Annotated in this window: 1 protein-coding gene; it reads left to right on the forward strand. The window is 76.4% G+C overall.

Features of this window, described 5'->3' with window-relative positions; genetic code table 11:
• Positions 1-13: 13 nt before the first annotated feature.
• The gene (locus AB6L24_RS14580) at positions 14-20,143 is read left to right on the forward strand and encodes a non-ribosomal peptide synthase/polyketide synthase (RefSeq protein WP_405655597.1); all 20,130 of its coding nucleotides are present in this window, start codon (positions 14-16) and stop codon (positions 20,141-20,143) included.
• The last annotated feature ends 40 nt before the right edge of the window (positions 20,144-20,183 follow it).

The following is a 20,183-nucleotide window of genomic DNA, read 5'->3' on the forward strand; positions in this document are numbered from 1 at the left end:
GACCGCAACGATCATGACGTCTTCGAACGAGAAGAGAGACCGCGCCGCGGCCCTGCCGAAGGACCTCCAGGAGGCGCTGCGCCGCCGCCTCGCGGGCCGCGCCGGAGGCACCGCGCCCGGCGGCGGCACCGCCGGGCGGGCCGGGACCCCGGGCGCGCCCGCCCGCACGGGCATCCCCCGTGCCGACCGGACCGGGCCGCTGCCGCTGTCGTTCGCGCAGCAGCGGCTGTGGTTCCTCGACCGGCTGCGGCCCGGCGACGCCCGCTACAACAGCGCGGTCGCGCTGAGGCTCACCGGCCCCCTCGACCTCGACGCCCTCTCCCGCGCCCTGGACACCGTCGTGGGGCGGCACGAGGCGCTGCGCACCACGTTCGACGAGACCGGCGGGCGGCCCGTGCAGGTCGTGCACCCGGCCGGACATGTACCGCTTCCCGTACGGGACGTGACCGCTGCCGCCACGTCCGACGGGGCTGCCGCGCCCGGCGGGCCCGCGAGCCCGCCCGCGCCGGAGCACGCCCTCGATCAGGCGCTCCTCGCCGAGTACAACCGCCCGTTCGACCTGCGCACCGGGCCGCCGCTGCGCGCCCTGCTGCTGCGCGAACCGGCGGCACCGGGCACCCCCGCACCGCCGCACACGCCGGGAGCGCCCGCCGCCTCCCACGTCCTCCTCCTCACCGCCCACCACATCGTCACCGACGGCTGGTCCATGGGCGTCGTCCTCGACGAACTGTGCGCCGCCTACGAGGCCGCCGCGCAGGGCCGGGAGCCGGAGCTGCCGCCCGTGGCGACGCAGTACCCCGACTTCGCGGTGTGGCAGCGCGAGCAGCTCTCCGGGGCACGCCTCGAGCGCGATCTGGCCTACTGGACCCGTCAGTTGACCGGTGCCGTGGCGCCGGCGCTGCCGTTGGACCGGCCGCGCGCCGGAGCGGAGTCCGGGGCGGGCGCCCTGCACACCTTCGCCGTGCCCGCGGCCACCACGGCCCGGCTGCGCGCCCTCGCCACCGAGCGGCACACCACCCTGTTCACGTCCCTGGTCGCCGTGTGCCAGGCGCTCCTGGCCCGCTGGTCCGGGCAGGACGACATCACCGTCGGCTCCCTCACCCCGGGGCGCTCCCGCACCGACCTGGAACGCGCCGTCGGCTTCTACGCCAACACCGTCGTGCTGCGCACACCCGTCGCCGCCGACGCGTCGTTCCGCGATCTGCTCGGCACCGCGGCCGACACCGTCAACGACGCCTTCGCGCACGGCGACACGCCGTTCGAGCGGATCGTGGAGTCCGTGGGCGCGACCCGGGAGGCGGGCCGCAACCCGCTGTTCGACGCAATGGTCCTGCTGCACCCGGACCCGCCCACCGCGTCCGCGCTCGGCGCCGTGGCCGCCGCGCCGGTCGACGTGCCCCGGCAGGCCGCCACCTTCGACCTGAGCGTGGAGTTCGTCCCCGACGGCGACGGCCTCACCGGTCTCCTGGAGTACCGCACCGACCTCTTCGACACGGCCACCGCCGCGCGCATGGCCGACCAGCTCCTGCGCCTCCTGGACGCCGCCGCCACCGCACCCGACCGCCCCCTCGGCGCCCTGCCCCTGCTCTCCCCGTCCGAGGCGCGGCGCGTGACCCAGGAGTGGAACGCCACCGAGTCACCCGTCCCCGCCGCCACCTGGCCCGACCTCTTCGCCCGGCAGGCCGCCCGCACCCCGCACGCCACCGCCCTGGTGGCCGGGGCCGACCGCCTCGACTACGCCATGCTCGACGCCCGCTCCGACCGCCTCGCCCACCACCTGGCCGCCGCGGGCGCCGGGCCCGAGCGGCTGGTGGCGCTGCGGCTGCCGCGTACCGCCGACATGATCGTGGCGATCCTCGCCGTGTGGAAGTGCGGCGCCGCCTACCTGCCGGTCGACCCCGCGCTGCCCGAGGAGCGCGTACGGTTCCTGCTCGACGACGCGCGACCCGCCCTCGTCCTCGACGAGCAGGCGCTGCGGGCCGTCCCCGGCACCGGCGCCCCGCAGCCGTACCCGCGTACGCCGCTCGACCCGGACACCACCGCGTACGTCCTCTACACCTCCGGCTCCACCGGCCGCCCCAAGGGCGTCGCCGTCCCGCACCGGGCGCTGACGAACCTCCTCGCGGGCCACCGCGCGGGCTTCGTCGCCGACGCGGGCGGCGGCCCGCTGCGGGTGGCGCTCACCGCGTCGTTCTCCTTCGACACCTCCCTCGAAGGCGTCCTCCTGATGGCCGACGGCCACCCGCTGCACCTCGTCGACGAGACGACGCGGCTCGACGCCGCCGCCCTCGTCGAGTACGTCGTCGAACACCGCGTCGACTTCCTCGACCTGACGCCCTCGTACCTGCGGCAGCTGCTGCCCGCCGGACTCCTCACCGACCCCCGCCACCACCCGAAGGTCCTGATGCTCGGCGGCGAGGCGATCGGCCCCGCCCTCTGGCGCGAGCTGGCCGGACACCGCGACGTCGCCGCGTACAACTTCTACGGACCCACCGAGTGCACCGTCGACGCGCTGGCCTGCCGCGTCGAGGGCGACGGGCGGCCCCTGGTGGGCCGTCCGCTGCCCAACGTCCGGGCGTACGTCCTCGACCAGCGGCTCCAGCCGGTGCCGCCCGGCGTGGGCGGTGAGCTGTACCTCGCCGGCGAGCAGGTCGCCCGGGGCTACGCCGGGCGGCCCGGACTGACCGCCGCCCGCTTCCTCGCCGACCCGTACGGCACGCCCGGCAGCCGGATGTACCGCACCGGCGACCTCGCCCGCTGGACCGCCGACGGCCAACTCGACTACCTGGGACGCGCCGACGACCAGGTGAAGGTGCGCGGCCACCGCATCGAGCCCGGCGAGGTCGAGGCCGCGCTCCTCGACCTGCCGGAGGTGTCCGCCGCGGCCGTCGTCGCCGTGCCCGACACGCACGGCCACCTGCGCCTCGCCGCCTACGTCGCCCCGGCGGCGGGCGCGGCGCGGCCCGAGGCCGCCGCGCTGCGGGCCGAGTGCCGCCGCGTGCTGCCCGACCACATGGTGCCGTCGTCGTTCACCGTCCTCGACGCGCTGCCGCTGACCGCCCACGGCAAGCTCGACCGCCGCGCCCTGCCCGCGCCGGACCTCGACACCGGCGCGCGGGAGCGGGAGTTCGTCGCGCCGCGCACCCCCGACGAGGAGACCCTCGCCGCCATCTGGGCGGAGGTCCTCGGCACCACCCGCGTGGGCGTCACCGACAACTTCTTCGAGCTGGGCGGCGACTCCATCCTCAGCATCCAGGCCGTCTCCCGCGCCCGCGCCGCCGGGCTGCGGCTGACCTCGCAGGACGTCTTCCGGCACCAGACCGTCGCCGACCTGGCCGCCGCCGCGTCCCGGCGCGCCGCCGACGTGCCCGCGCCCCGGCGGGCGCCCGCCGAGGGGCCCGCCCCGCTGACCCCCGTACAGGACTGGTTCCTCACCACCCACGGGCCGCTGCGGCGGTTCAGCATGTCGCTGCTGCTCGACCTGCCCGCCGCCCTCGACGAGGAGGCCCTGGAACGGGCCGTCGACGCCCTCGCCGCGCACCACCCGGCGCTCCGCACCCGCTTCGTCCGCACCGGCGACACCTGGCGCCAGCACCCCGGCGAGGGCCCGGCCACCGGACTCCTCACCCGCCACGACCCGCCCGCCACCGACGCGCGGCACACCCGGGAGGCCGCCGCCGACGCCGCCCGCGCCGCTCTGGACCCCGCGACCGGCGCCCTGCTGCGCGCGGCCCTGCTGCGGACCCCGGCCGGACAGCGGCCCCAACTGTTCGTGACCGCCCACCACTTGGCCGTCGACAGCGTCTCCTGGCGCGTCCTCCTCACCGACCTGGAACGGGCCTACCGGCAGGCAGCCGCAGGCGAGCCGGTCCGCCTCGACCCCGCCACCACGCCGTTCACCGAGTGGGCCGCGCGGCTCTCCGAACGGGTACGCGACGGCGACCTCGACGGCGACCTGCCCGCGTGGACCGCCGAGGCCGCGGAGCCGCGCACACCGCTGCCCGTCGACCGCCCCGGCACCCCGCTCGCCGGATCCGTCCGCACCGTCCGCACCCGCCTGGACCGCGCGACCACCGACGCCCTGCTGCGCCGCGTGCCCGGCGTCTACCGCACCCAGGTCAACGACGTGCTGCTCAGCGGCCTCGCCCGGGTCCTCGCCGACTGGGCGGACGCCGAGCGCGTGTCCGTCGCGCTGGAGGGCCACGGCCGCGAGGAACTGGGCGACGCCCTCGACGTGTCCCGTACGGTCGGCTGGTTCACCACCCAGTACCCCGTCACGCTCACCCCGGCCGGGCCCGCGGACGCGCCCGACTGGGGCGCCACCCTGAAGGCGGTCAAGGAAGGGCTGCGGGCCGTGCCCCGGCGCGGCCTCAGCTACGAGGCACTCGCCCGCCTCGGCTCGCCCGACCCGGCCGCCCGCGACCTGCGGGACGTGCCGCTGCCGCAGGTCTCCTTCAACTACCACGGCCAGTGGGACACCTCCGGCACGGGCGACTTCACCCCGGCCGCCGAGGTGCCCGGCCGCGACATCGCAGCCGACGCCCCCCTGGACCACCTCCTCGACGTCGCCGCCGTCGTCGCCGACGGCGAGCTGGAGTTCACCTGGCACTACAGCCCGGACGTGCACGACACCGCCACCGTCGAGGGCCTGGCCGACGCCCTCACCGCCGCGCTCACCGCGATCACCGAGCACTGCGCCCGCCCCGGCGCCGGCGGACGCACCCCCTCCGACTTCCCGCTCGCCCGCCTCGACCAGGCCGGAGTGGACCGCCTCGCCGGCGACGGCCGCGGCGTTGAGGACCTGCTGCCGCTGACGCCGCTCCAGGAAGGCATGCTCTTCCACCGGCTCGTCGGCGGCGCGGACGACGTGTACGTGGACCAGGCCGCCCTGCTCCTCGAAGGGGTCGCCGACGCGCACGCCTTCGCGCGGGCCTGGCAGGAGGTCGCCGACGCCACGCCCGCCCTGCGCACCTCCGTGGTGTGGGAGGACGTGCCCGTGCCGCTCCAGGTCGTGCACCGCGAGGCGTGCGTGCCCGTCACCCACGTGGACTGGCGGGACGTGGCCGATGAGGAGCGCGCCACGCGGTTCGAGCGGCTGCGCGCCGACGACCTCGCACGCGGCATCGACCTCACGGTCGCGCCCCTGATGCGGCTCACCCTGGTGCGGCTGCCCGACGCGCGCCTGCACCTGCTGTGGACCTCCCACCACCTGATCCTCGACGGCTGGAGCCTCGCCCAGGTCCTCACCGAGGTCGGCGAGCGGTACGCGGCCCTCGTGAGCGGCGCCGAGCCGAAGCCGCTCGTGCGCCGCCCCTTCGGCGACTACGTGCGCTGGCTCGCCGAGCAGGACGGCACGGCCGCCCGCGCCCACTGGCGCGACGTCCTCGCGGGCTTCGCCACGCCGACGCCGCTGCCCGTCGACCGGCCCCTGCGCGAGGCCCACCAGGCGCGGTCCGCGGGCGTCCACACCACCGGGCTCTCCGCCGCGGCCTCCGCGCGCCTCGCCCGCACCGCGCGGGAGGCCGGGCTCACCGTCAGCACCGTCGTCCAGGGCGCCTGGGCGCTGCTGCTGTCCCGGCACAGCGCCGAACGGGACGTGCTGTTCGGCACCACCGTCTCCGGCCGCCCCGACGAACTCCCCGGCGTGGAGTCCATGGTGGGCATGTTCATCAACACCCTGCCCACCCGCGTCCACGTCGACGGCGGGCGCACGGCCGTCGCCTGGCTGCGCGCACTCCAGGAGGCGCAGGCCGACGCGCGGCGCTACGCGGCGGTCTCCCTGGCGGAGCTGACCGCGCTGAGCGCCGTGCCGTCCGGCACCCCGCTGTTCCACAGCATCGTCGCCTTCGAGAACTACCCCTTCGACGAGGCCCGCGCGGCCACCACCGGCGTCCGCCTGACCGACGTCACCTCCCGCGACGCCACCAACTACCCCCTCGTACTCCGCGCCTACCAGGGCGAACGCCTCGGCTTCGACCTCGCCTACGACCCCGGCCTGTTCGACGACGGCACCGCGCGGGCGCTCGCCGAACGCCTGTGCCTGCTGCTCACCCAGATCGCCGACGGCGCCCTCACCACCGGCCTGCCGCTGCGCTCCCTCACCGCCACGACCGCCGCGGAACGCCACCGGATCCTCGCCGACGGAACCGACGGAACCGACGGAACCGGCGCCGCGCCCGGCCGCCCGGACACCACCCTCGTCGACCTGTTCGCGGCGCAGGCCGCCCGTACCCCCGACGCCACCGCCGTCACCTGCGGCGCCGAGCACCTGACCTACGCGGCCCTCGACGCCGCCGCCGGGCGTCTCGCCCACCGCCTCGCCGAGGCCGGAGCCGGCCCCGAGCGGTTCGTGGCCCTCGCCCTGCCCCGCTCCACCGACCTGGTCGTGGCCGTCCTCGCCACCCTCAAGTCCGGCGCCGCCTACCTGCCCGTCGACCCCGGGCTGCCCGCCGAACGCGTCGCCCACCTGCTCGGCGACGCCACCCCGGTGGTCCTGGTGACCAGCACGCACGCGGACGTCCGCGCCGACGGCACCGACGTGCCGGTGCTGCTCCTCGACGACCCGGCGGTACGAGCCGACCTCGACCGGCGCCCCGCCGCGGGCCCCACGACGCGCCCGCTGCCGGAAAGCCCCGCCTACGCCATCTACACCTCCGGCTCCACCGGCCGCCCCAAGGGCGTGGTCGTCCCGCACGCCAACGTCGTCCGCCTCTTCACCCGCACCCGTGACTGGTTCGGCTTCGACGAGCACGACGTGTGGACGCTGTTCCACTCCTACGCCTTCGACTTCTCCGTGTGGGAGCTGTGGGGCCCGCTGCTGCACGGCGGGCGGCTCGTCGTCGTCCCCGACGACACCGCCCGCTCCCCGGAGGACTTCCTGCGCCTGCTCGTCGACGAACAGGTCACCGTCCTCAACCAGACCCCCTCCGCGTTCTATCCCCTGGCCCGTGCCGATGCCGAACACCCCGAGCTGGGCAGCGGACTGAAGCTCCGGCAGGTGATCTTCGGGGGCGAGGCCCTCGACGTGGACCGGCTCGCCGACTGGTGCACCCGGCACCCCGACACCGCGCCACGCCTGGTCAACATGTACGGCATCACCGAGACCACCGTGCACGTCACCTACGCCCCGCTGGACGCGGCGACGGTCTCCGCGGGCGCCGCGAGCCCCATCGGCACCGGCATCCCCGACCTGCGGATCCACGTCCTGGACGACGACCTGGCCCTCGTGCCGCCCGGCGGCGTGGGCGAGATGTACGTGGCGGGCGAGGGCCTGGCCCGCGGCTACCTCGGCCGACTTGCCCTGACCGCGGGCCGGTTCGTCGCCGACCCGTTCGGCGCGCCCGGCAGCCGCATGTACCGCACCGGCGACCGGGCCCGGCGGCGCGCCGACGGCACCCTGGAGTACCTGGGCCGCGCCGACCAGCAGGTGAAGATCCGCGGCTACCGCATCGAGCCCGGCGAGATCGAGGCCGCGCTGCACACCCACCCGGGCGTCGGCGCCGCCGCCGTCGGCGTGTACGAGGACGCCGCCGGAACCCGGCGCCTGGTCGCCCACGTCGTCGGCACCGGCGAGGACACCGCACCGCCCGCCGCCGACCTCCGCGCCCACCTCGCGCTCCTGCTGCCCGCCCACATGGTGCCCGCCGCCTACGTGCCGCTCGCCGCGCTGCCGCTGACCGTCAACGGCAAGCTCGACCGGCGCGCCCTGCCCGCCCCCGGCGCCGACGGCTTCGCCACCGGCGCCGACCGCACCGCGCCGCGCACCCCGGCCGAACACCTCGTCGCCGCCGCCTGGGCGGATGTCCTGGACGCCCTCGACGCGGGCGACGTGGGCGCCGACGACGACTTCTTCGCCCTCGGCGGCGACTCCATCCTCGCGGTGCGGGTCGCCTCCCGGCTGCGCACGGCCTTCCGTACGGACGTCTCACCGCGCCTGCTGTTCAGCCACCCCACCGTGAGCGCCCTGGCCGCCGCCCTCGACGCGGGCGCCGGCACCGCGGCCCCCGACGTCATCCCGGCCGCCGACCCGGACACCGCGCCGCCGCTGTCGTACGCCCAGCAGCGCCTGTGGTTCCTCGACCGCTTCGAACCCGGCGGCACCGAGTACACGACGCTGTCCGCGCTGCGCCTGCGCGGCCCGCTCGACGAGGCCGCGCTGCGCGTCGCGCTCGACGGCCTCGTCGCCCGGCACGAGGCGCTGCGCACCACGTTCGCCGAACAGGACGGCCAGGCACGGCAGATCGTGCACGCGCCGTACGCGGTCGAGGTGTCGTCGGACGACCTCACCGGCACCCCGGACGCCCCCGATGCCCTCGACGCGCTCCTGGAGCGCGAGGCCGCCACCCCCTTCGACCTCGGCACCGGCCCCCTGCTGCGCGCCCGCCTCGTCCGCCTGGCCGCCGCCGAGCACGTCCTCGTCCTCGCCGTCCACCACATCGCCACCGACGGCTGGTCCCTCGGCGTCCTCGGCCGGGACCTCGGCGAGCTGTACGCGGCGGCGTGCGCCGACCGCGCCCCCGAGCTGCCCGCGCTGCCCGTGCGGTACGCCGACTACGCCGCCTGGCAGCGCGCCCGCACCGAGCAGGCCGACGAGCAGCTCGCGTACTGGCGCGACACGCTCGAGGGCATCGCGCCGCTGGAGCTGCCGACCGACCGACCGCGCCCCGCCGTCCGCACCCGCGACGGCGCCCTGGTGACCTTCGCCCTGCCCGCCGCGCTGACCGAACGGCTCCGCGCCACCGGCCGCGCGGCCGACACCACCCTCTACACGACCCTGCTGACGGCCTGCCAGGTGCTCCTCGCCCGCTGGACGGGACAGCGGGACATCGCCGTCGGCACCGTCACCGCCGGACGCGAACGCGCAGAACTCCACGACGTCGTCGGCATGTTCGTCAACACGCTGGTGCTGCGCGGCACCATCGACCTGGAACTGACGTTCCGTCAGCTCCTGGGCCGGGCCCGCGCCACCACCCTGGACGCCTTCGCCCACCAGGACGTGCCGTTCGAACGCGTCGTGGACGAGGTGAAGGCCGAACGCGACACCAGCCGCACCCCCCTGTTCCAGGTCATGGTGGCCCTGCACAACCTCGGCGCCGAGGCCCCCGCCCTGACCGGCCTGGACGTCGAAGCCGTACGGCCCGAGGTCCGGCACGCCACCTTCGACCTCGCCTTCGACTTCGTCGAGCACGACGGCGGCGTCACCGGGCACCTGGAGTTCAACACCGGCCTGTTCGACACGGTCACCGCCGAACGCCTCGCCGCCCAGCTCTCATTGCTCCTGGAGGGCGCCGCCGCCGACCCCGACCGCGTCGTCGGCGCGCTGCCGCTGCTCACCGCCGCCGAGCGGGACCAGGTCCTGGGGGAGTGGCAAGGCGGCCCCGCGCCCGCACCGGAGGGCACCTTCCCGGCGCTCTTCGAGGCGCAGGCCGCCCGCACCCCGGACGCCACCGCCCTCGTCGCCCGGGACGCCACCCTCGACTACGCCGCCCTCAACACCCGCGCCAACCGCCTCGCCCACCACCTCATCGCCCAGGGAGTCGGCCCCGAGCAGGCCGTCGCCGTGCGCCTGCCGCGCACCTCGGACCTGGTCGTCGCCGTGTTCGCCGTCCTGAAGGCGGGCGGCACCCTGCTCTTCCTCGACCCGGACCTGCCCGAGGAGCGCGTCGCCCACCTCCTCGCGGACACCGCGGCCCGCACCGTCCTCACCGCCGACGCCCTGCGCGCGCTGCCCTGGGACCGGCTGCCCGCCCACAACCCCGCCGACACCGACCGCACCGCGCCCCTGCGCCCCGGCAACACCGCGTACATCATCCACACCTCGGGCTCCACCGGGCGCCCCAAGGGCGTCGCCGTGGAACACCGCCAGCTCGTCAACCTCTGCCACGACCACCGCGCGCAACTCGTCGCCCCGCACACCGCGGACGGCCACCGGCTGCGGGCCGCGCTCAGCGCCTCGTTCTCCTTCGACACGTCCTGGGAAGGGCCCCTGTTGCTCGCCCTCGGCCAGGAGGTCCACCTGATCGACGAGGACGTCCGCCTGGACCCGGAGGCGTTCTGCGCCCAAGTCGCCGACAGCGCCATCGACCTGGTGAACGTGACCCCTTCCTTCCTGCGCGAACTCACCGCAGCCGGACTCCTCGCGCCCGGCCGCCACCACCCGCGCCTGCTCCTCGTCGGCGGCGAGGCGATCGGCGCCGACCAGTGGCGGGACCTGTGCGCGGCCGAGGACCTCGGCGTCACCGCGTACAACGTGTACGGGCCCACCGAGTGCACCGTCGACGCCGTCTACGGCCGCTGCGCCGACCGGCCCGCGCACCCGGCCATCGGCCGCCCCGGACACGGCCTGCGCGCCTACGTCCTCGACGGCGCGCTCCGCCCGGTACCGCCCGGCACCCCCGGCGAGCTGTACCTCGCGGGCGCCCAGGTGGCCCGCGGCTACCTGGACCGGCCCGGCCCGACCGCCGCCGGCTTCCTCGCCGACCCCTACGGCGCCCCGGGCACGCGGATGTACCGCACCGGCGACCGCGCCCGCTGGGACGCGGACGGGGCCCTGGAGTTCCTCGGCCGCGTCGACGAACAGGTCAAGATCCGTGGCTTCCGCGTCGAACCCGGCGAGATCGAGGCCGCCCTGACCGTCCATCAGGACATCGCCGAGGCGGTGGTGACCGTCCACGAGCAGGCCGGTCGCAAGCTGCTCGTCGCCCACGTCGTGCCCGCGGGGGAGCACACCCCCACCGGCGACGACCTGCGGACCCGCCTTCGCCGGACCCTGCCGGACCACCTGGTGCCGCAGGCGTTCGTCCCGCTGACCCGCATCCCCCGCACCACCAGCGGCAAGACCGACCGCCGCGCCCTGCCCGCACCGCCCGCGGGTCCTGACACCGCGACGGCGTACGTGGCGCCGCGGCCCGGTGCCGAGGAGTGCCTGGCCGCGATCTGGGCGGAGGTCCTGGGCGCGGAACGGATCGGCGCGCGGGACAACTTCTTCGCGCTCGGCGGCGACTCGATCCTCAGCATCCAGATCGTCTCCCGCGCCCGCCGGGCGGGCCTCGCCCTCACCACCAAGGACGTGTTCCGCTCCCCGACCGTCGCCGAACTCGCCCTGTGCGCCACCGCCGCGGACCCCGCCGAGGTCCTGGGCGCGGACCCGCCCGCCCAGGCGCCGCTCACCCCGATCCAGCGCTGGTACCTCGACGGCCGCCGCCCCGGCGACCCGCTGCGCTTCACCATGACCCAGAGCATGGAGCTGGCCCCGGACACCGACCTCACCGCCCTGGAACCGGCGGTCGACGCCCTCGTACGCCACCACGCGGCCCTGCGCACCCGCTTCCGCCACACCGGTGACGGCTGGGTGCAGGAGCCCCTTGGCGAGGCCGACGAGGCCGACGAGGCACTGGACGGCATTCTCACGCGCCACGACGTGGCCGGACTCGACGGCCCGGACCTCGCGGCGGAGGTGCACGCCGTCACCGACGCCGCGCAGGCCGCGCTCGACCCCACCGCGGGCCGCGTCCTCCGCGTCCTCGTCTTCGACCGCGGCCCCGGACGGCCCGCGCAGCTCACCGTCACCGTGCACCACCTCGCCGTGGACGGCGTCTCCTGGCGGATCCTCCTCGGCGACCTGGAGACCGCCCACCGCGCCGCCGCGGCCGGGCGTCCCGTCGCGCTGCCCCCGGTCGGCACCGCCTACGGCCACTGGGCCGCACGCCTCGACGAGCACACCCGCTCCGGCGGCCTCGACGCGGACCTCGCCCACTGGACCCGCACCGCCGAGGCCCCGGCGGAACTCCCCGCCGGACGCCCCGGCCCCAACACCCACGGCACCGCCGCCACCGTCACCGTCACGCTCGGCGCCGCCGAGACCGACGCGCTCCTGCGGCAGGTCCCCGACGTCTACCGCACCCAGGTCAACGACGTCCTGCTCAGCGCGCTGGGCCGCACCCTGGCCCGCTGGTGCGGGCGCGACCGCGTCCTCGTCGGCGTGGAGGGCCACGGCCGCGAGGACCTCTTCGACCACGTCGACCTGTCGCGGACCGTGGGCTGGTTCACCGCCGAGTTCCCCCTCGCCCTCACCGTCGACCCGGACGCCGGCTGGCGCGACACCCTGCGCTCCGTCAAGGAACAGCTCCGCGCGGTGCCGCTGCGCGGCCTCAGCCACGGCGCGCTGCGCCATCTGCTGCCGGACAGCCCTCTCGCCGACGCCCCCGCACCGCTCGTCGGCTTCAACTACCACGGCCAGTGGGACACCACCGGAGCGGGCAGCGGCACGCTCTACGGCGCCTCCCTGCCGTCCGCCGGACGCGACACCGACCCCGACGCGCCCCGCCCCTACCTCCTCGACATCACCGGCGTCGTCCACGACGGGCGGCTCCAGCTCGGCTGGACGTACCCGACCGCCGTGTACGACGAGGCCACCGTGCGGCACCTCGCCGAGGAGACCCGGGCGGCGCTCACCGACATCGTGGCGCACTGCGCCCGCCCCGACGCGGGCGGTCGCACCCCCTCCGACTACCCGCTGACCACGCTCACCCCGGGCGAGGTGGACCACCTCGTCGGCGACGGACGGCACGTCGAGGACGTCCTGCCGCTCACCCCCCTCCAGTCCGGCATGCTCTTCCACGGCCTGGTCGACACCGCGGGCGCCTACTTCGACCGCACCGCGGTCCGGCTCACCGGCGTCGCCGACCCCGAGGTCTTCGCCCGGGCCTGGCAGCACGTCGCCGACCGCACCCCGGCGCTGCGCACCAGCGTCCACTGGCGGGGCCTGCCGCACCCCGTGCAGGTCGTGCACCACCGCGCCGAACTGCCCGTCACGCACCTCGACTGGCGCGACCTGACGCCTGGTCAGCAAGAGGCCGCGACCGATGAGTTGCTCGCCGCCGACCGCGCGGAAGGCATCGACCTGACCACCGCGCCCCTCACCCGTGTCACGCTCGCCGCCCTGCCCGACGACGAGATCCTGCTCCTGTGGTCCTCGCACCACCTGATCCTCGACGGCTGGAGCACCGGACAGCTCCTGATCGAGGTGTGCGACCGCTACGCCGCCCTCACCGGCGGCCCCGACGCCGCCGCGCCCCTGCGGCGCCCGTTCGCCGACTTCCTCCGCTGGCTCGCCGAGCAGGACGAGGACGCCGCCGAACAGTTCTGGGCCGACGCCCTCGCCGGGTTCGCCGCCCGCACCCCGCTCCCGTACGACCGCGCACCCGCCGAGGCGCACCGCGCGCGCTCGCAGGACGCCGTCCACCACGAACTCGACGACGACGTCTCCCGGCGCCTGCGCCGCACGGCCGCACACGCCGGACTGACCGTCAACACCGTGGTGCAGGCCGCCTGGGCGCTGCTCCTGGCCCGCTACAGCGGACGCGACGACGTGGTCTTCGGCACCACCGTCTCCGGCCGCCCCGCCGAACTGCCCGGCGTGGACGCCATGGTCGGCATGTTCATCAACACCGTGCCCACCCGCGTCCGCGTCCCGGACGGCGGCCTGCTGCCCTGGCTGCGCGGCCTGCAGGACCAGCAGAGCGACGCCCGCCGCCACGACTTCGTCGCGCTGCCCCGCATCCAGGCCCGCAGCGGGCTCCCGGCGGGCGAGGCCCTGTTCGACAGCATGGTCGTGTTCGAGAACTACCCCGTGGACGAGTCCGCGGAGGCCAGGACCGGGGTGCGGGTCGCCGACGTACGCGCCGACGACGCCACCACCTTCCCGCTGTGCCTGCGCGCCCACGTGGCCGACCGGCTCGGCTTCGACCTCGCCTACGACGCCGCGCTCTTCGACCGCGCCACCGCCGAACGCGCCACCGCCCGCCTCGCCGCACTCCTCACCCGCCTCGCCGACGGCCTCGACGGCGACCTGTCCGCCCTCGACCTGCTCACCGCCGACGACCGGGACCTCCTCCAGCGGTGGCACGCCACCACCGAGCCGGAGCCGCGCACCCCGGTCGCCCTCTTCGCCGAGCAGACCCGGCGCACCCCGGACGCGGTCGCCGTGCACGACGGCGACCGGCGGATCACCTACCGGCAGCTCGCCGACTGGTCCGACCGTGTGGCGTCCCGGCTCCTCGCCGACGGCCTCACCGCCGAGGACCGGGTGGCGCTGCTCATGGACCGCGGCGCCGAACTCGTCGTCGCCCAGCTCGCCGTCCTCAAGGCGGGCGGCGCCTACCTGCCCGTCGACGCCCGCGCCCCCGAGGAGCGCCGCCGCGCCCTGCTCGACCAGGCCGGCGCCACGGCCCGGCTCACCGCCGCCGACGTCGCCGCCGCGCGCGCCGACGCCGCCGGGGGACCCGCGGCCCCCCAGGCCGGGCCCGACCGGCTCGCCTACGTGATGTTCACCTCCGGCTCCACCGGCCTCCCGAAGGCCGTCGCCGTACGCCACCGCGACGTGGCCGCGCTCGCCACCGACAGCCGCTTCGCCGACGGCGTCTGCCGCCGCGTGCTGCTGCACTCGCCGGTCGCCTTCGACGCCGTCACGTTCGAGGTGTGGGCGCCGCTGCTGACCGGGGGCTGCGTGGTGGTGGCGCCGGACGGGCCGGTGGACGCCGCGCTGCTGCGCCGGTTCTCCGACGGCCCGGGTCACGGCGACGGCCTGACCGCGCTGTGGCTCACCGCGGGCCTCTTCCGGCTCCTCGCGCAGGACGCGCCGGACTGCTTCACCGGCCTGCGCCAGGTGTGGACCGGCGGCGACGTGGTCCCGGCCGCGGCCGTGCGCCGCGTGCTCGCCGCCTGCCCCGGCCTGACCGTCGTCGACGGCTACGGGCCGACCGAGACCACCACCTTCGCCACCTCCTTCGCCCTCGCCGACGCGGACGCCGTCCCCGACACCGTGCCCATCGGCCACCCCCTCGACGGCACCCGCGCCTACGTCCTCGACGCCCGCCTGCGGCCCGTGCCGCCGGGGTGCGCGGGCGAACTGTTCGTCGCCGGAGCGGGCGTGGCCCGCGGCTACCTGGGGCGCTCCGGCGACACCGCCGCCCGCTTCCTCGCCGACCCCTTCGGACCGCCCGGCGCCCGCATGTACCGCACCGGCGACCTGGCCCGGCGCCACCCGGACGGCACCGTCGCCTTCCTCGGCCGCGCCGACGACCAGGTGAAGATCCGCGGCTTCCGCGTCGAACCCGGCGAGGCCGAGGCCGTCCTCGCCGCCCACCCCGGCGTCACGGACGTCGCCGTGGTCGCCCGCGAGGACCGGCCCGGCGCCCGCCGCCTCGTCGCCTACCTCGTCGGCCCGGCCGGAGACGACGCCGAACAGGCCGCCGCGCTGCGCGTGTACGCCGACCGCGCCCTCCCCGACTACCTCGTACCGTCCGCGTACGTCCCCCTGCCCGCGCTCCCGCTCAGCGCCAACGGCAAGGTCGACCGCGCCGCGCTGCCCGCACCGGACACCGACGCGGGCGCACCCCGCGTCGAGCCCCGCACCGAGGCCGAGCGCCGCACCGCCGACGTCTTCGCGGACGTCCTCGACATCGGCAGGCCCGGAGTGGAGGACGACTTCTTCTCCCTCGGCGGCGACTCGATCCTCAGCATCCGGCTCGCCTCCCGCCTCACCGAGGAGTTCGGCACCGACGTGTCACCGCGCGCGGTGTTCACCCACCCCACGCCCGCCGCGCTCGCCGCCCTCGTCACCGACGGCCGGGCCGCCGCCGAGACCCGCCCCGCGATCGTGCCCGTGGACCGCGCCACCGCCCCCATGTCGTACGCCCAGCAACGCCTGTGGTTCCTCGCCGAGTTCGCCCCCGGAGGCGCCGAGTACGTCACCGGACTCGCGCTGCGCCTGCGCGGACGCCTCGACACCGGCGCCCTGGCCGCCGCCCTCAGCGCCCTGGTGGCCCGGCACGCGTCGCTGCGCACCACCTTCGACTCGGTGGACGGCCACGGCGTGCAGATCGTGCACCCGCCGCAGCCGGTGCCGCTGCCGCTGCACGACCTGGCCCAGCTGTCCGAGAAGCACCGCCCCGACCAGCTCGCCCGGTTCCTCACCGACGAGCGCACCCGCCCCTTCGACCTGCGCCACGGCCCGCTGCTGCGCGCCGCCCTCGTCCGCCTCGCCGCCGACGACCACGTCCTGACCCTGACCCTGCACCACATCGTCACCGACGGCTGGTCCACCGCCGTCCTCACCGGCGACCTCGCCCACCTCTACCGCGAGGCCCTCGGCCACGACACCGGGCACCTGCCGCCGCTGCCCGTCCAGTACGCCGACTACGCGCACTGGCAGCGCACCACCGCAGCACCCGACACCGACGCCCAACTCGCCTACTGGGCCGAGCAGCTGGCCGACACCGAGCCGCTCGACCTGCCCACCGACCGGCCGCGCCCGCCGGTGCGCACCCACCACGGCGCGACCGCCCGGCTCGCCCTGCCGCCCCGCACGGCCCGCCGCCTCGCCCAGGTCGGCAGGGACCGCGGCGCCACCCTGTTCACCACCCTCGTCGCCGCCGCGCAGACCTACCTGGCCCGGCTGTCCGGCGCGGCGGACATCGCCGTCGGCACCGTCACCTCGGGCCGCGACCGGCCCGAGACCCAGAACCTCGTCGGGTTCTTCGTCAACACCCTGGTCCTGCGCTCGCACGTCGACCCGCGGCGCCCCTTCCCCGAGTTCCTCGACGACGTCCGCGGCACCGTCCTCGACGCCTTCGCCCACCAGGACGTGCCGTTCGAACGGATCGTGGACGAGGTGCAGCCGGTGCGCGACACCAGCCGCACCCCGCTCTTCCAGGTGATGGTGGTCCTCCAGAACACCCCGCAGGGCGACCTCGACCTGCCCGGCCTCGCCGTCACCGACATCGAACCCGAGCTGCAGCACGCGGCGTTCGACCTCACCCTGGAATTCGCCGAGACCGACTCCGGCGCGCTGGAGGGCCTGCTCACCTACCACACCGACCTCTTCGACCCGGCGACCGCCCAGCGGATGGCCGACCAGCTCGCCGCGCTCCTGACCGCCGTCGCCGACGACCCGCACCGCCCGCTCGGCGCCCTGCCCCTGTCCTCCGACGCCGCACTGCAGGCCCTCCTCGACCAGGGGCGGGGCACCACACCCCCGGCCGCCGCGGCGACCCTGGCCGAGCTGTTCGAACGCCAGGCGGCTCGCACACCCGACGCGCCCGCCCTCGTCGAGGACGAGCAGGAACTGACGTACGCGGACGTCGAACGCGCCGCCAACCGCCTCGCCCACCGCCTCATCCGCCGTGGCGTCGGCCCGGAGCAGGTCGTCGCCGTGGCCCTGCCGCGCGCGGCGGCCGCCGTCGTCGCCCAGCTCGCCGTCGCCAAGGCCGGCGGCGCGTTCCTGCCGATCGACCCCGCCTACCCGGCACAGCGGAGAGCGTTCATGGCGCGGGACGCGGGCGCCTGCCTGACCCTGGAGGACCCGGCCCACGTGTGGGCCGGGGACGACGGGGAACCGGACCGGGACACCCCGCCCGCCGACGCCGACCGCACCGCGCCCCTCACCCCCGCGCACCCCGCGTACCTCATCTACACCTCCGGCTCCACCGGCACCCCCAAGGGCGTCGTGGTCACCCACAGCGGCCTCGCCGCCTTCGCCGCGGGCGCCGCCGAGCAGTACGCCGCGGGCCCCGGCGACCGCGTCCTGCAGTTCGCCTCGCCCAGCTTCGACGCCTCCGTCCTGGAGCTGTGCGTGTCCCTGCTGAGCGGCGCCGCCCTCGTGACCGGCGAGGAGGGGCCCCTCGTCGGCGAACGCCTCGCCGAGGTGCTCACCGGGCGGCACGTGAGCCACACGCTGATCCCGCCCGCCGCCCTCGCCACCGTGCCCCCGGAGACCGCGGACGGCCTGCCGCACCTGCGCACCCTCATCGTCGGCGCCGAGGCGTGCCCGCCCGACCTCGTGGAACGCTGGGCGCCCGGCCGCCGCATGGTCAACTCGTACGGGCCCACCGAGGCCACCGTCGTCGCGACCTGGACCGGCCCGCTCACCCCGGACGCCGCCGCCCCGCCCATCGGCCGCCCCGCCGCCGACACCCGCGTCTACGTCCTCGACGCCGGTCTGCGGCCCGTGCCGCCCGGCGTCACCGGCGAGCTGTACGTCGCCGGCCCCGGCCTCGCCCGCGGCTACCTGAACCAACCCGCCCTGACCGCCCAGCGGTTCGTCGCCGATCCCTTCGGCGCGCCCGGCGAGCGCATGTACCGCACCGGCGACCTGGTCCGCTGGGGCGGCGACGGGGCGCTGCGGTTCGCCGGACGCGCCGACGACCAGATCAAACTGCGCGGCTACCGCATCGAGCCCGGCGAGATCGAGAGCGCGCTGCGCCGCAGCCCGCGGGTGCGCGACGCCGTGGTCGTCGTCCGCGCCCCCGACCGGCCCGACGGCGGCGGCACCGGCCGGCTCGTCGCGTACGTCGTCCCCGCCGACCCCGGACCCGACCCGCTGCCCCCGGCGGAACTGCGCGAACACCTCACCGGACTGCTGCCGCTGCACATGGTCCCGTCGGTGTTCGTCCCGCTGGAGCGGCTGCCGCTCACCCCGAGCGGCAAGACCGACCGGCGCGCCCTGCCCGCCCCGGGCCCCGCGCACACCAGCACCGGGCCGCGCACCGCGCCCCGCACCGACACCGAACGCCACATCGCGCGGATCTGGTCCGACGTCCTCGGCGTGGACGACATCGGCGCCGACGACAACTTCTTCCTCCTCGGCGGCGACTCCATCCTCAGCATGCAGGTCGTGTCCCGGCTGCGCCGCGACGGACTGCACCTGGCGACCCGCGACCTGTTCACCCACCAGACGGTCGCCGAACTGGCCACCGTCGTGCGGACCGCGCCGCAGCGCTCCGACGACGGCCCGGCCACTGGCGACGTCCCCCTCACCCCCATCCAGGAGTGGTTCCTCACCACGCCGCGCGCGGCCCACCACCACTTCAATCAGTCGGCGCTCCTGGAACTCGACGGCGACCCCGACCCGGCCGCGCTGCGCACCGCCCTGGACGCCCTCCTCGAACACCACGACGCGCTGCGCATGCGCTTCACGCACGGCGCCGACGGCTGGCAGCAGTTCAACCCGCCGCCCGCCGCGGGCGACGTCGTGCTCGTCGAGCACGACCTGCGGGGCCTCGCCGCCGGGGCGGCCGACGCGGCCATGGAGAAGGCCGCCGACGACCTGCACACCGGCTTCGACCTCGGCCGGGGCCCGCTCCTGCGGGCGGCGCTGTTCACCGGCGCCGCCGACCGCCCGGCGTTCCTCCTCCTGGTCGGCCACCACCTCGTCGTGGACGCCGTGTCCTGGCGGATCCTCTCCGACGACCTGGAGGCCGCCTACCGGCAGGCCGCCCAGGGCGGCCCGGTCACGCTGGGGGAGCGGTCGACGTCCTTCCAGGCGTGGTCCCGGAAGCTCGCCGCCCACGTCGCCGAGGGCGGCCTCGACCACGAACTGCCGTACTGGGAGGAGGCGGTGACCGCCGAGCAGCTGCCCGCCGCCGACAGCCCCGCCCCCGACGCCGGTGAGGCCCGCCAGCTCACCGTGGAGCTGACCGAGGAGGACACCGAGGCCCTGCTGCGCGCCGCACCGACCGCCTACCGCACCCGCGTCAACGACGTCCTCCTCGCCGCCCTCGCCCTCACCCTCGCCCGCTGGACCGGACGGGACCGGGTCCGCCTCGACCTGGAGGGCCACGGCCGCGAGGACCTGCTCGACGGGGTGGACCTGTCCCGCACGGTCGGCTGGTTCACCACCGTCCACCCGGTCGCCCTGACCGTGCCCGACGCGGACGACCTCGGCGCCTCCCGCGACTGGCGCGCCCTGGTGAAGGCGGTCCGCCGCCAGCTGCGGGTCGTCCCCGGCAACGGCATCGGCTTCGGCGCCCTGCGCACCTTCGGGTCGCCGGAGGTGCGCGCCCGGCTCGGCGCCGCGGCCCACGGCCAGGTGGTGTTCAACTACCTCGGCCAGTGGGACGCCCGGCCCGCCGAGCCCGGCACCGGCCTGGTCCGCACCGAGCACGGCTCCCTCGGCCAGGACCACGACCCCCGGGACAGCGGCTCGCACCCCCTGGAGGTGGTCGGCGCCGTGCAGGACGGCCGCCTCGCCTTCACCTGGCACCACCGCACCGGCCACCACGACACCGAAGCCGTACGGGAGGCGGCCGAGGAGTTCACCGAAGCCCTGCACCACATCGCCCGACATGCCCGGGACAGCGTCTGACGACCGGCACCCCCACCCCACCGCTCGGAGAAGCACCGGA

Source organism: Streptomyces sp. RK9 (assembly GCF_045070545.1).
Lineage (GTDB): Bacteria > Actinomycetota > Actinomycetes > Streptomycetales > Streptomycetaceae > Streptomyces > Streptomyces alboflavus.

Excerpts from the sequence above, each read along its gene's own strand:
- AB6L24_RS14580 (WP_405655597.1), top strand. The coding sequence starts at position 14 with ATGACGTCTTCGAACGAGAAGAGAGACCGCGCCGCGGCCCTGCCGAAG.